This is a genomic window from Novosphingobium sp. TK71 (genome assembly GCF_055361505.1).
The window spans coordinates 1168464-1182781 of record NZ_JBSZKA010000001.1 but is presented as its reverse complement, the minus strand read 5'-3'; the positions used below and the strand labels follow the sequence as shown (position 1 = coordinate 1182781).

Annotated in this window: 10 protein-coding genes; all 10 read right to left on the bottom strand. The window is 65.2% G+C overall.

Annotated features, from left to right (window positions below):
- Nucleotide 1: 1 nt before the first annotated feature.
- The 10 genes from ACXJ16_RS21260 to ACXJ16_RS21215 all read right to left on the bottom strand — a co-directional run bounded on the left by ACXJ16_RS21260 (nucleotide 2) and on the right by ACXJ16_RS21215 (nucleotide 14250).
- Entirely contained in the window at nucleotides 2-1945 is a 1944-nt protein-coding gene (locus ACXJ16_RS21260) for a serine hydrolase domain-containing protein (RefSeq protein ID WP_463921824.1), read from the bottom strand.
- Between the two features lie 51 nt (nucleotides 1946-1996).
- A complete protein-coding gene (locus ACXJ16_RS21255; RefSeq protein WP_463921822.1) occupies nucleotides 1997-4693 on the bottom strand; it encodes a TonB-dependent receptor plug domain-containing protein in 2697 nt (898 codons plus the stop codon).
- Nucleotides 4694-4887: 194 nt separating this feature from the next.
- Nucleotides 4888-5886, bottom strand: coding sequence for a dipeptide epimerase (locus tag ACXJ16_RS21250; RefSeq protein ID WP_463921821.1), 999 nt, complete (start codon nucleotides 5884-5886; stop codon nucleotides 4888-4890).
- A 153-nt stretch (nucleotides 5887-6039) separates the two neighbouring features.
- Entirely contained in the window at nucleotides 6040-7461 is a 1422-nt protein-coding gene (locus tag ACXJ16_RS21245) for a serine hydrolase domain-containing protein (protein WP_463921820.1), read from the bottom strand.
- Between the two features lie 145 nt (nucleotides 7462-7606).
- The gene (locus ACXJ16_RS21240; RefSeq protein ID WP_463921818.1) at nucleotides 7607-8551 is read right to left on the bottom strand and encodes a bifunctional helix-turn-helix transcriptional regulator/GNAT family N-acetyltransferase; all 945 of its coding nucleotides are present in this window, start codon (nucleotides 8549-8551) and stop codon (nucleotides 7607-7609) included.
- A 54-nt stretch (nucleotides 8552-8605) separates the two neighbouring features.
- Nucleotides 8606-9304, bottom strand: coding sequence for an energy transducer TonB family protein (locus ACXJ16_RS21235; protein WP_463921816.1), 699 nt, complete (start codon nucleotides 9302-9304; stop codon nucleotides 8606-8608).
- Nucleotides 9304-9642: a DUF3325 domain-containing protein gene (locus ACXJ16_RS21230; RefSeq protein ID WP_463921815.1), complete on the bottom strand. Its 339-nt coding sequence runs from the start codon at nucleotides 9640-9642 to the stop codon at nucleotides 9304-9306. The genes ACXJ16_RS21235 and ACXJ16_RS21230 overlap by 1 nt, the downstream gene beginning before the upstream one ends.
- The gene (locus ACXJ16_RS21225; protein WP_324699752.1) at nucleotides 9639-9953 is read right to left on the bottom strand and encodes a hypothetical protein; all 315 of its coding nucleotides are present in this window, start codon (nucleotides 9951-9953) and stop codon (nucleotides 9639-9641) included. Before ACXJ16_RS21225 ends, ACXJ16_RS21230 begins: the two co-directional genes overlap by 4 nt.
- Before the next feature lie 27 nt (nucleotides 9954-9980).
- The gene (locus ACXJ16_RS21220; protein ID WP_463923280.1) at nucleotides 9981-11693 is read right to left on the bottom strand and encodes a PepSY-associated TM helix domain-containing protein; all 1713 of its coding nucleotides are present in this window, start codon (nucleotides 11691-11693) and stop codon (nucleotides 9981-9983) included.
- A 37-nt stretch (nucleotides 11694-11730) separates the two neighbouring features.
- Nucleotides 11731-14250: a TonB-dependent siderophore receptor gene (locus tag ACXJ16_RS21215; protein WP_463923279.1), complete on the bottom strand. Its 2520-nt coding sequence runs from the start codon at nucleotides 14248-14250 to the stop codon at nucleotides 11731-11733.
- Between the last annotated feature and the right edge of the window lie 68 nt (nucleotides 14251-14318).

The following is a 14318-nucleotide window of genomic DNA, read 5'->3' as shown; positions in this document are numbered from 1 at the left end:
CTTACCAGTCGGCGCCGAAGCTTATCAGGTGGATCGCCACGGCCAGCCAGAGAATGGCCAGCGCGGAAAGGAGGAGCAGCACGCTCCACGTTTTCGGGAACCAGCCCCGCTTCCCTTTCCAGACGAGGAGCAGGTTCCAGGCGGTGAGGGCAGCGAAACCGAGGAACAGCGGCGCGCCGACGATCTGGTTGAACAGGATCAGTGCACCGGGGGTGACGAGTTTGGTTACGCGGGCGATCACGAAGCCCCAGCTTCCGAGCAGAAGCGGAACCAGCCACGCACCGATTGCGACGGCCCGGCAGGCGATGAGGTCGCGGCCTGCCAGCGTCTGCTTTGCGCCATGGCGCTTGCGGGCGATGGCGCCGATCGGCCAGGCGAGGGCGGTGAGCAGGATGATCGCCAGCGCGGCGCCGGAAAGCGGCAGAAGCCATGCGCTGTCGCGATACCAGGGAACCGGGTCCCAGACCATGAACGGCGCGACCGGTTCGTAGAATACGCGCGTGACCTTGCCGTTTTCCACCCGCGCGGCAAAGCGTTCGCCGTCTTCGGCGGCCTGCCAGACGAAGGGGGCCACTTCGATCCAGTGGCGGGGCGCGCCGCCGATGGACTTGAACGCCGGGATCGAGAGCTTGCCGTCCCTGTCCGTGCCGACCCTGATCTGGGTTGCGAAGCCGATCATCGCGGCCCAGTTGTCCACCGGGGTGCGGGTCGTCGCATAAGTGCCTGCAACAAGTGCCGCGTCCTGTCGGGAGGTCGGGAGATCTCTGGGCGCCGGCGCGGGCGGTGCCGGGAAGTAGCGATCGGCGAATTGCCTGACCACGGCATTGCGGACAACCCCGGCCGCCGCGTCCTTGCCCATGGCGTTCAGGGAAACGAAGATGCCGACACGCTCTGTGGGAAACAGCACAAGGTTCGAATGGAACCATTGCAGGTCGCCGGCATGGGCGATGGCGCTGCGGCCGTTGATCTTCTGTTCGTAGAAGCCGAGCATCATGCGGTTGATGCCGGGCAGGGGTTCGTTGGCGGGCGAATGCATCAGTTTCGCCGTTGCGGGCCGGAGCAGGGGGCCGCCCTGATCGAGGTGTGCGATCATGAACTTCGCCATCTCGCCGCCGCTGATGGAGGCGGCGCCGGGCGGTGTCATCGATACGGTCTCGAACCGCTTGGGATCGCCCGATGCCAGGTCGTAGCCTGTCGCCATGAAGGGCTTGAGCGCGGCAGGCAGCGGTTCGCGGAACGTGGCGTACTTCATGCCGAGGCGCCGGAAGATGTTCTGCTCGATATAGTCTTCGAACGGCATTCCCGACACGCGCTGCACGATGTACCCGGCCAGCGCCGCGCCGTAGTTCGAGTAGGCAGGCGTCGATCCGGGAGCATAGACCCGGTGCGGCGTCCAGCGCTTGATGACGGTTTCGAGCGGCAGGATCGCATCGTCCGCGAGGATCTGGCCGCGCCCTGCCTCTTCGAAGCCCGAAGTGTGGGTCATCAGGTTGCGCAGGGTGATCGGCTTCCCTTCGAAGGGCGGAATCCTGAAGTCGAGATAGCGGTTGATGTCCGCGTCGAGATCCAGCCGTCCGGCTTCGACCTGCTGCATCACGGCGGTCCAGGTGTAGAGCTTTGACACCGAGCCGGGCCTGAACAGGGTTCTTGCCGGATCCACCGGCCTGCGCGAGGCGATGTCGGCAAAACCGAAGCCACGCTGGGTCAGCACGGCGCCGTCTTTCACGACGACGACGACCGCGCCTGCCAGATCTCCCCGTGCGAGTGCGTAGGGCATGAAACCGTCGAGCCAGGCGTCAGCGTCCGCTCGCGTGAGGACGTGCCCGCCATCGATGCGCGAGCCGCCGACGGGCGCCGTTTCGACCGGCGGCGCGACCCGCGCGGTTTCGGCCATGGTCACGCCGCCTGCAAGCGCGAGTGCGCCGGCGGCCAGATACTTCATCATTCGCACGATCTTGCGCCCCTTGGTTGTCGCTTCGTTGGCTCGCGCCCCGTTTCAGAAGTTCAGCCGCACTCCGCCGGAGAAATAGCGGCCGATCACGTCATAGTTGGGATTGCTGTATTGCGTTCTCGGCGGATCGCGGTCGAACAGGTTGTTTATGTTGCCGAAAAGCGTGAAGGTTCCGACCTTGAAGCGCAACCCGAGATCGACGTAGGCGCGGCTGGCGATCCGGTTGCCCAGAGGCAGTTCGCCGTTCGGGCCGGTGACATTGGTATATCGACCGCCGCTGACATAGCGCAGGCGAAGGTCGGCGCCGAAACGGTCGTCGTCATAGCCTGCCGATGTGGTCACGCGCCACTTCGGTGTCGAGAACGCGGTATCGCCTCCGACGATGCCGGCGCGATCGGTCACGGAGACGCCGTCGTCGATCAGCAGTTCCATGACATGGGTCGCGAGCGCGCGCAGGGTCACGCGGCCATCGCCCAGCGGCACCTGATAGGCGGCCTCCATGTCGAGGCCCTTGGTCCTGTATTGCGCGAGATTGCGGAAGCTGCGCTGTACCGATGCCAGGCTGCCATTGGCGTTGCGGGTGATCAGCCCGCCGCACAGGGCATCGTCAGGATGCTGCGCGGCGCAGAGATTGAGCACGTCCTGCGTCTGGAGGGTCACGATCACATCGTCGATCTTGATGTGATAATAATCCAGCGAAAGCCGCAGTCCCGGTGCGAAGCGGGGGGAATAGGAACCGCCCAGGGTCAGCGTATGCGCGACTTCGGGCTGAAGGTTGGGATCGCCGCCGGTATAGCTGACGACGTTCTGCGCCACCGCGTTGCCGTTGTAGGGATCGAGCGCGGAACTGATGTTTGTTGCCCGGTTCAGGTAGTACTCGCTGATGCTGGGCGAGCGGATATCGCGCGAATAGACCGCGCGCAGCAGCAGGTCGTTCATCAGCCGCAACGTGCCGCCGGTCTTCCAGCTCCAGATTCCGCCGCTGGTGCTGTAGTCGGAATAGCGTGCCGCGCCGTTGACTTCGAGCCGGGCGGTTTCGGCCAGGTCGAGCAGCGGCACGTTGATCTCGCCGAAGAACTCCCGCACATCGAACCTGCCGTTCGTCGCGGCATAGTTCAGTGTCGAGAATGCGCCAGCCAGAGACAGGGCATCGGTTGAATTCGTGACGAATTTCTCCCAGCGGAAATCCGCCCCCAGCGCGATATCCACCGGGCCAGCCCAGGTCGAGAACGGCTGTCCGCCCAGGCTGACGCCCGCCGTATCCAGTTTCGTCGTGGTGATCTGCGAAGCGGCACCGAAGGCATAGGCGACGCCGGCCTCGGTGATCTTGCCGTTGCCGAGGATATCGATCGGCACGCAGGCTGCATCGTCGTTGGCGGTCGCAGCATCGGCATTGACCCGGCAGGTCGCGGTGCCGTTCACCAGAACCGCATCGATGGCCTTGGCGAAGTTCGCGGTAATGCGCTGGTTGGAAAGCGTCTGCGTGCTGCGCAGTTCGCCGTGGTCGTAATAGGCCCGGTAGCGCCAGCCGTTGCCGAACTTTCCATCGAGACCTATCGCGCCTTCCAGGTTGCGGCGGGCATAGCCGAAAGTCAGCATGCGGTCCTTGCCGACGTCATCAAGGATGCGGCCGAGCACGAAGGGCGTGGATACGCCCGCGGCGGAGAGTTGCGCCCAGGCGGTGTCGGTGAGGAAGGCGTTGTCCGGCATCACCACCGAAACCGAGGTTTCCGGGAAGAAGGCGTAGTTCGCCGCCATCCGGTTGTAGCTGCCGTTGATCCAGACCGTCAGGTCGTCGGTCAGATCGTAGTTGGCGCGAGCGAAAAGGTTCGTTCGCTTGTAGGGCGCGCTGACGGCCATGTAGTCGTAGAGGCTCTGCCCGCCGCCGCCTGTCGTCTGCTGGCCGTAAGTCTCGCTGCCGAGCGGAAGTGGTCCGATCGAACCGTCAGGATTGAACACCAGGTTGTAGGGCGCCGCGGTGAGGCCCAGGATCGAACCGCCGCGGTTGAGCACAGTCAGGTTGACGTCGTTTGCAAGCACGAGCTGACCATCGGCGCGCTGGAACAGCCCGGCGTTGAGGTTGGGCCGCGAGGCGCGGTCGAACGCGCCCTTGCTCTCGAGATATTCACCGCCGACCATGACGTGCCCGCGCCCGCCCGCGAATTTCGTCCCCCAGGCAATGTCGCCGCCATAGCGGTAACCGTCCCCGCGCGAGGATATGCCCTGGTTCATGCCCATCTTCACGCCGGTCAGGTCGTCGTCGAGGATGAGGTTGACGACCCCGGCGACAGCGCCCGAACCCCATGCGGCCGAAGCGCCTCCGGTAACGACATCGACGCGCTTGACGAGGTTCTGCGGCACGCTGTTGAGGTCCGCGCTGCCGGTGAAGCGGTGGCCGTCCAGCAGTGTGAGCGTGCGGACCGGCCCCAGCCCGCGCAAGTCGGCGGGAGAGGCGGCGGACGTGGCGTTGGCGGTGGTCGTTTCCGGGGTCTGGGTCGGGCGGAATTGCGGAATGTCGTTGAGTGCCTGCGCCAGGCTGGGCCGGTCGCCCTGCCGCAGTTCCTCGGCGCTGAGCACGGTCGTGGGTGTGGGAGCATCGAAGCCCTGGCGCTGGATGCGCGAACCCGTGACGATGATATCCGACTGGCCGTCCTGTCGCGCTTCTTCCGCCCACGACGGCGATGCACCTGCCAGTCCCGCCAACGCGGTGCCGGCAAGCCAGATCAATTTTCCGGACCTCATGCTCAAACCCCCTTTTTGGACGTGTCGAAGGGTGCATCCGGCGAGCCGGTATGCGCGTGTCCGCCATTGTTTGATGTGCGCGACCGAACCCTTCGATTCACTGCATGGATATGAACACCTCATAAAGGACATTGCAATCCTAAATGAGACATAAATGTCATTTCAGAGAAATTGATGGCTCCAGAAGGGCGGCGTCATCGCACGCCGCCCCAGACGGCCTCGTCGCATCGGATCGTGCCGTCTTCGTAAATGGCGCCGGGCTGGCGGTCCTGCTTCAGGAACAGGGGGCCATCGAGATCGACCAGGTCGCAGAGTTGCCCCAGCAGGAAACCCGGTGCGGTTCCGAGGCTGGTACAGACCATGCAGCCGACCATGACGCCAAGCCCCGCCTCGCGCGCGGCGGCGGCCATCAGCAGGCCCTCTGTCAGGCCTCCGCACTTGTCCAGCTTGATGTTGATCACGTCGAACCTGCCTTTCAGCCCCGGCACATCCGCGAGGGTCAGCGCGCTTTCGTCCGCCGCGATCGGGATCGGTGAACGATAGCCGTCGAGGTCGGCCTCTCGCCCGCGGGCGAGAGGCTGTTCGATCAGGGAGACCCGCGCCTCCACCATTGCCGCAACCAGCGCGTCCATGTCCCCGATGGAAAATCCCTGGTTTGCATCGACACCGAGCCAGACGTCAGGCCGTACCTCCCGGATCGCCCTGATCCGGGCGATATCGAGCGGCAGCTCCCCGGTGAGCTTGACCTTGATGGCACGCGCATGGGTATAGGCCTTTGCGCGCACGGCCATTTCCGCCGGTTCGTCGGCGCCTATGGTGAAGGTCGTCTGCAACGGAGCGGGCCTGGCCAGCCCGGCCAGCTGCCATGCAGGCATGCCCGATCGTTGTGCTTCCAGATCCCACAACGCAGCATCCACGGCATTGCGCGCGCCGCCTGCTGGCAGGATCGAGCGCAGCGCTTCGCGTCCGGGATGCGCCTCGATGGCTGAGCGCGCCTGTTCCAGTGCGGCCAGCATTTGCGGAATCTCGTCCCCCATATAGTAGACGCCGGTGGCCTCGCCCCGGCCTTGATGTCGGCCGTCGTCGAGAGTGATGACGATTACGTCGGCGCTGTCGATCTCGCGGCCGGAGATGCGGAAGGGTTCGGCGAGGCGGAGCGTTTCAACCGAAACGCCGAGCTTGAGGGGATGCATCAGACAGTCTCCATGATTTAGAAAACCACGCGGTTCCGCCGGGCCATGCAGGCGCGACAAACCGTTCGCGCCCGGACGGTCCGGGCACGGCGCAGGGAGTGGCGGGGCTGGATCGGGGCGAACTTGCCCGCGCGGAACGCGGGCGGCGTCAGGTCATCGCGCGGACACGGCCAATCCGGAGGCGGGCAACGCCGCCACGATCGGAGCCAGGTACTTGTCGTAATCGAAGGACTGCCCTTCCGGCGTCCAGCCCAGCCGGACGATCACGGTATCGCGTGAGGGGATCACCATGACCATCTGGCTGTTGTGGCCCATTGCCATGAAGGCATCGCCGGGAAGGTTCCTGAAATAGGTGCTTTTCGGGCCGTTTTCGTCGCTGCGGTTGAGCCAGAACTGCCCGGCGTAGAATTGGCGCGCGCCATCCGAAGGCGTGCTGGCGAACCGGACCCAGTCGCGGGATAGCAGTTGCTTGCCGTTCGCCTTTCCGTCGTTCAGGTAAAGCAGGCCGAACCGGGCCCAATCGCGTGCGGTAGCATAGCCATAGGAACTGCCGACCATCACGCCGCTTTCGTCCGGTTCGATCAGGAAGCTGGTCATTCCGGCCCGATCGAACAGACGCTCGCGGGCGAAGCGCGTCATGCCTTCCAGCGTGCCGCCGGTGGCGCGGAAGACGATTTCGGAGAGGATGTTGCTGGTGCCGGAGGAATAGCTCCAGTTCGATCCCGGAGCATGTTCGGCGGGGCGGGCGAGGGCGACGGATGCCATGTTTCCGGCCTGGAACAACATGCGAATGGAATCGCTGCCGGGCCGATAGGGCTCTTCGAAGGCCAGGCCGCTGGTCATGTTGAGCAACTGGCGCAAGGTGATGGCGGCGCGGGGATCGCCGGGCTTCTGCCATTCCGCGATGGGGGCCGGCGCGTCGAGGCGGAGCTTGCCGTCATCGACCAGTATGCCGACCAGCGTGCCCATGACGCTTTTCGTGGCCGACCATCCGAGGAAGCGGGTGTTGCGGTCGAACCCCGGTGCATAGCGCTCGGCGAGGATGCGGCCGTGCTGGATCACGACGACGGCCCGGGTGTCGGGATAGCCGCCGGTGTTCACGCCGTCGAACGCGGCGGCAACGGCGCTTTCCAGCGCGCCGCCGACCATCTTCGCGGGCGCGGCCTTGGGCTGCGGCCATGGTCCTTCAGTGCCGGTCCATGCCGGACCCAGCCCGGCCGTCTGGGCATCGAGCGCGGCGGGCGAAAGGTCCCCGGTCAGCAAGGTGCAGCCTGCCGCCGGGCGATAGAAGGCCGTGCGCGGCGCGCCGCCGCTGGTGCTTGCCGTTACCGTTCTTGCCTCGCGGTCGACCGCCAGCGAGATGCCCTGCGTGAAGGGTGCGAGCGCGCGAACATCGTCGCGCAGGACATCGGCTTCGGCGCGGCCGGACACAAAAATCCCTGCGCAGGCGACTTGTGCCGAGACTGCCGTGCCGAGGTCTGCCGGTCCCGTAATCGGCGGCGCAGCCGCGAAAGCCGGCGTGGCCAGCAGCAGGGCAAGGCCGGTAAGCGCGGAATGGTGTGGGAAGCGGATCATCAAGTAACACCCCCTTGAAGCGGGCGCGCGGCTTGGCTTGCGTCATCCCCTTCCAGTTGTACCGAGCCTCGCTTCGCGCGTCCTGCGCACGGAACGAGACTCGACATGGTGGGTGGATAATATTCTCTAATTAGAGAAATTCAACTCATTTGGAAATTATGTGCTCGGGATTCGCAGGATTGGCTAGCTCCAGCATCCAGGCCTCCCCCTGCACGGGTTCGCCGAATTCATGATGCACCTCGGTGGAGATGCAGGTGAATCCAAGCCGGGCGTATATGCGCCGAGCGGATTCCAGGCTGGTCTGGGTCCAGAGGTTGATCCGCGAATAGCCCTTCTCCCGCGCGAACCCGATGCATCCGCGCACCAGCGCATCGCCGATGCCGCGTCGCCGCGCGAACGGTTCGACATGGAGCAGGCGCAACCGCGCAATGCCGTTGCCTTCATCGGTCAGGAAGACGGCTCCGGCCATGACTCCGTCAATATCAGCGACCCAGCATTGCTCGCGCCCCGGCTTGAAATTGCGCAGGAAAGCCGCGGCGGTGTCAACGACCAGGCTTTCGAACTGATGCTTCCAGCCGTGGCTCTGCGCATAGAGAACCGACTGCCGCGCCGCGATCTGGCTCACTTCCCCGGTGCGGAACGGCCGTATCGTGAACGTGTCCGCTGCCTTGTCGTCCAGCAGCAGCCGGGCATGGGAGAGCGCCACGGCGAGATCGCCCTGTTCCATCGTGCTCAGCCGCTCCAGATCCTCCCCGATCGCCGAGCGCTGCTTTTCGTCGATCAGGTCGAACGCGGCGCGGCCGGAAGCGGTCAGGCTTATCGGGCGAGCGCGCGCATCGGCTTCCGTGCGGTGTCGCGCGATCCAGTCCCGTTCCTCGAACCGGCCGAGCATCCTGCTCAGATACCCGCGATCGAGGCGGAGCGCGTCCTGAAGCTGGTTTGCCAGAACGGGTTCGCGGCGGGCGATCTCGAACAGCAGGCGGGCTTCGGGAAGGTTCGTCTCCGTGCCCAGGAAGCGCTCGTCGATGGCGCCGACGTGGCGGGTGAAAAAGCGATTGAAGGTGCGAACGGTTTCGATTGTGTTGTCCATGAACGCAGGTATCGCCATAATGTTGACTGAGTCAACTATATCCGGTCGCGATGCTTATCGGGCCAGGAAGAACTCCACCGGGACAACCAATTCGATGATGGCACCTTTCCTTTCCTCGGGAGGTTTGGGCAGGGGCTGGGCGCGCTTCGGGAGCGACACGGCTTCCTCGTCGAGCGATCTCATGCCAGATGATCGTTCGAGGGCGGATGACAGCACCTTGCCGTTCCGGTCGATCGCGAAGCGAATATAGGGAACGCCCTGCTGGCGGCGGAACTGTGCTTCTCGCGGATAGCGTTTGACCTTGTTCAACGCTGCCAGAATCAGGCCTTCCCAGGTGGCTTTATCGTTGCTCGCCTGCTGGGCCGGCGGCGCGGGGCGCACTTCTGGGGCGGTGGTCCTTTCGACAGGGGGCGCGGGATCCGAAACATCGGCAGGCTTCTCGGCAGGCAGCGGGCGAGGCGCCGGGATCTGGATTTCGGGCGGCGGCAGATTGGGAACCGCGTCGATCGCGGGCTTTTCCTTCGCCTCGACCTGTTCGGGGCCGGGCGGCACTTCGCGCGGCTGTTCCGGCGGCGAGGCCGGGGGAGCCACGTTGAATGCGCTCAGGCTGACCGGCGGCACGGGCCGGATGCGTGCGTGCCACTGGGCGAAGAACAGGCCGAGCAGGACGACGTAGACCATGATGGTCATCAGCAGGCCCTTGGTCCGGCTGCCACCCTGCCAGCTTTCATGTGGATTTCGGATCGTTGGCATCACAGTCCCCGGGAAAGGCAGAAAGCGGCAAGGGCCAGCGGGACCGACGAAACACCGACGGGCACGAGGAGGCGCGGGCGATAGGCGAGTATGATGGCAATCAGCAGGGCCGCGAGCGTGGTCGTGCCGAACCAGAAGGCGATGCCGATCGATATCCCCGTGCTTATCGTCAAGGGCACGGGTGACAAGGAGAGCAGCGCCCAACCAAGCCCTTTCAGGCTGCGTTCGCGCCGTGGGGCAGGCGTCGTGCCGAGCACGTCCCGGTGGTGGCGCGCCAGGGACATTGCCAGTACCGCGAAGGCCGCAAGGCAGAGAAGCAGGCTTGCAACGGGCATCATCGCAGCACCGGCCCGGTCATGATCCACAACAGTGCGCCGATGGGGGCTGCAGCGCCTGCCAGCCATGCCCAGGCCCGCGCGGCGCTTCTGGCGTGGAAAACCGCACAGACCATCGCCGCATAGACGAGAAAGGCGGGAATGGTGGCGGCCAGCACAGCTTCCGCCGGGCCGATACCCGCGCGTAGCAGCATCTGGGCGGCCAGCATCACCATGATCGCCGTCAGGGTGTATGCGCCGGGGACGGCTGCCGCTACGCGGCTTGCGACGGACAGGCGGTGCCGGGTCGAGGCTCTCGATGCGACTTCTTTCACTCGCTCGCTCATTTTCATGCAGTCCATTCACGCTGCCTCCGGTCGGGCGGCCTTGCCTTCGACGGGGGGGCGAGCGACGCGGGCTACCGGCAGGCGGTGGCTTACGCGGCGCGCCGCCGCTGCCAGCACGATGCCGATGGCCAGCATGGTCAGGTCGACGCCGGCCAGCGCCCAGTCACCGGAGGGCAGCGTGACGCCGAGATGACGCTCGGTGGTGAGGGCGTTCAGCACCGGAAGCAGGAGGTATGCGGCCGCGCAGGTCCACAGGCCTTCGGCCCACGCCTTGCCGGATTTTCGGACAGAGCCCCAGAACAGCATCGCGCCGATCGCGAGGAACAGGCTGTGGAACTCCCATGCCACGCGTTCGGGCATGGCGGCAGGCAGCAGGCGATTGGCCCAGAAATAGGCGGCAATGCCAAGCGGCAGGCCAAGGATCGCCGCGATGTTGAGGCATTCGACGAGGCGAAATCCGAAATCCGTCCGTCCGGCCCTGATCTGTTTCTGCCGCCGCTTGACCGTCCAGAGCACCAGTCCGGTGCCGACCATGCCGCAGCCGAGCAGCCCGGACAGGAAGTAGAGCCAGCGCATGACAGGTCCGGCAAACAGGCCTTCGTGCAGGGCGATCATGCTGTCCTGAACCTGCCATGTCCTCCGTGCGCGCTCCGGTGGCCCGCGAAGCAGCGCGCCGGTGATGCCGTCGAACGTCAGACGGTCGTCGCGGCCGGTGGTGAGGCCGCTTGCGGCACGCGTGATCTCCACGCGCGCATTGCGGTCTCCCGGGTGGGTGACGGTCATGTTTTCGATCCGGTCCCGGCCCCATCGCGCCTCCGCCTTCATGACCAGATCGGACAGATCGGCGAGCGGCGCGGGAATCCCGCTGGCGGGGATGGACGGTCCGCGCCGTTCGCCGCCAGCGCCCGGCTGAAACTGCCCATTGGCGCGCGGGTTGAGCGGATTGGTGTAGCCGTCGTTCTCCCACTGCCGGTCGGAACCATAGGCAAGGTTCATGGCCGCCGGCATGTAGGCGTACATGAAGAACATGAGGCCCGTATACGTGATCATCAGGAAGAACGGCAGCGCGGTAACGCTGATGACATTGTGGATGTCCAGCCAGCTGCGCTGACCCTTCCGTGGGCGGAAGGTAAAGAAATCCTTGAAGATCTTCTTGTGGGTAATGACCCCGCTCAGCACTGCGAGCAACATCATCATCGTGCAGGCCCCCACGATCAGGATGGCGCTGGCGTGGGACACGTAATGAAGCTGGTAGTGGAGGCGATAGAGCCCGACGCCGCCGCCGGTCTCGCGGCCCATGGCGCCGGACAACACCGGCACCGCGCTTCCCGCCTGGGGGTCGAACACCAGGCGCTGGTTCCTGCCGCCTCTTTCGCCGTGTTCCCCGCGCGTGCTTCGCTGCGGGCGCGTCTTGTGCCGTTCGCCGCCGGCCTTGGGCCAGGACAGGGTCCACGCCGTTTCCCCGCGTCCGCCCGGCAGGCCGATCGACCAGCGCTGCGCGCCGGGTGCCTTGCTTGCGAGAAATGCCTGGGCTCTCGCTACGCCCTGGGCCTGTGGCACGTAAGCGGAAACCGTGGCCAGCGGTCGCTCCGGCTGCATCCACCGGGTGATCTCATCGTCGAAGTAGCCGGTCGTGCCGGTCATGAACACGAAGAACAGCACCCAGCCGACCAGCAGGCCGGTCCAGGTATGCAGCCAGGCCATCGACTGGCGAAAGCCTTCCTTCATCGTCCCGCCTCCGGGGTGCATGACCGGCGTTCCGGCATCAGTAGGTGAACCGGGCGTTGAACAGGACCGAGCGGGGTTCGCCATAGCGGTTGTCGGAGGCCAGCGTGCCGATGCGCTGGTAATAGCGCTTGTCGAACACGTTGTTGGCATTGACGGCGAGCTTCACGTGCTCGTTGACGTCGAACGCGACCCGCGCACTGACGAGGGCGTAGGCCTTCTGCTCGATCGTGTAGATGCCGGACAGGCGGTAGATGCGGCTCTGCGCGTTGATGCCGCCGCCCACGGTCAGCCGGTCCAGCTTGCCCGGCAGGGTATAGGTCGACCAGACCCGAAGCAGGTGTTTCGGGGTGGTGGTGTTGAACGCGAGCCCCTCGTTTGCGCTTGGCGCGCCGGTTCCAGTGCGATCGCGCAGGTATTTCGTGTCGGTATAGGTGTAGCCTGCGATGACCTGGAGGCCGGGAACGACTTCGCCCGAAATCTCGGTTTCGAAGCCCTGTCCGCGCACTTTGCCATCGGCGACATAACAGGCATCCCCCGTCGGCGAACCGGCGCAGGGTGCCGGGTTGTCCGGGTCCTGCTGCGAGCGGTTGCTCTCGACGATGCGGAATAGCGCGAAAGAGGTGTTCAGCTTGCCGCCGTAGAACTCGCCCTTGACGCCGAACTCGTAATTCGCGCCCACAGCGGGCTCCAGCGTCGTGCCATCCGCGGTGTAGAGGGTGTTCTGGACCCGGAAGATATCGGCGTAACTGGCATAGACCGACCAGTTGCGGCTTACGTCGAGAATGATCCCGCCATAAGGGGTGAAGACGTTGCTCTCCTTGGTCAGCGCATGGGCCGAGGTCAGGTTGGCGCGCGTATCGGTCTTGTAGGTGCTCAGTCGCCCGCCGAGGATGATCTTCAGCGGATCGGCGATGTTCAGCCGGGCCACGCCGTAGATGCCAGTCTCTTCGGTCTTGCTGTACCGACCGGTGGGCGTGGGTTCGGGGAAGTCCGGTTCCGGCGTCGCCCAGGGATCGGCATCGAAGATGGATTGCACCACCGGGACGACGGTTCCCACCGCCGTCTTCGGCTTCTTGACAGTCTCGCTGGCATAGGACGCGCCCAGCATGACCTCGTGCGATCGGCCGAACAGCCGGACATCGCCGCTGACCTGACCGTCGAAGCCCAGGCGGTCGCGCGGGTTGTAGATCTTCGAGATGCTGCTGGTCAGGCGCGGACCGATTCCGGTGACCGGATCGATTGCGGCATTGATGTTCGGCGAGACGTAGACCTGCATCCAGTGCTGCTTGTTCGCCGAAACCCTGGCTTTCCATGCGCCGCCGAGTTGCTGTTCCACGCTGCCGAAGATGTTGCTCGCCTCGACATCGAAGAAGTTCCATCCGGGAGCGAGCCCGCGTGAGGAGCGCGGCAGATGGGGGTCGGTACCGTCGGAATAGAGCGGCAGGCCGCTGTTGAAGAAGCTGTCGGTCCGGTTCTCCTCATAGCTTGCGCCCAGGGTCACAAGCGTGGTCGAGGTCGCATCGACTTCGGCGATGCCGTAGAACAGCGGACGCTTGGCGTGTTGCAGGTCCACGAAGAACTTGCGGTCCTCGTAAGCCGCGACCCCGCGCACGCGAAGCCAGTCGGTTACCGGGACACTGATGTCCGCTTCGGCGCGAAACTGGTTCCAGCTGCCGGCGTGAAGGACGAGCCCGTATCGCTGTTCTTCCAGCGGACGCTTGCGCACGAGGTTGACGACGCCGCCGGGGTTGCCCGTGCCCGTGACCAGCCCCGCCGCGCCTCGCACGATTTCGATCCGGTCGAACATCGCGGAATTGGGCGTGTATCCGCCCGTCGTTCCGCCCGCGCCGGGGATACCGTCGATCTGGGTTGCGCCGACCGAGAAACCGCGCGCGTTGAAGGTGTTCGAACCGAGGTTGGCCGTGGTGGCGGACATCCCGGTTGCCGCCTCGACCGCGTCGTCGATCGTCATGAAGTTGCGGTCTTCGATCTGCTGGCGGGTGATGACCGTGACCGATTGCGGCGTTTCCCGAAGCGTCAGCGGCAGTTTGGAGGACGTGACGGCTCCGCGGGCCGTATAGGAGCGCGACCCTTCCGACGAGAGCATGTCCGATGCGGAACTGGCGGCAAGTCCGGTTGCGGCGTCTCCAGCGCCTTCGACACGGACCGGACCGAGTTGCACCGCGCCGTCGCCCGATTTCGGCGCGGGTTCGATCTGGACCCGGTTGCCGTTGAGGAAGCGGAACGTCAGGCCGGTTCCCGACAGCAGCCGGGAGAGCGCCTCTGCCGGCGCGAAATTGCCGCGAACGGCCGTGCTCTGCTTTCCGGAGACCTTTTCCAGGTCGTAGAAAATCTGGAGCCCGGCCTTGTCGGTAAGCGTGAGCAGCGCTCTGTTCAGGTCCTGCGCCGGAATGTCGAACGCGACCTGTCCCTGCCGCGCAGCGACCGGGGCCTGCGCACCCGCTGCCACGGGAAGCGCGAAGCCCCCGGCAAGCAGCGCCAGAACGCTTGCCGTTGCAAGACTCGCGGCCCGGTACCCGTCGTTTGCGGTCCCCATGTAACCAACCCCCATTCGATCATTCCCTTGCCAGATTGAATTGCGCGAATGACATGCATTAGCGTCTC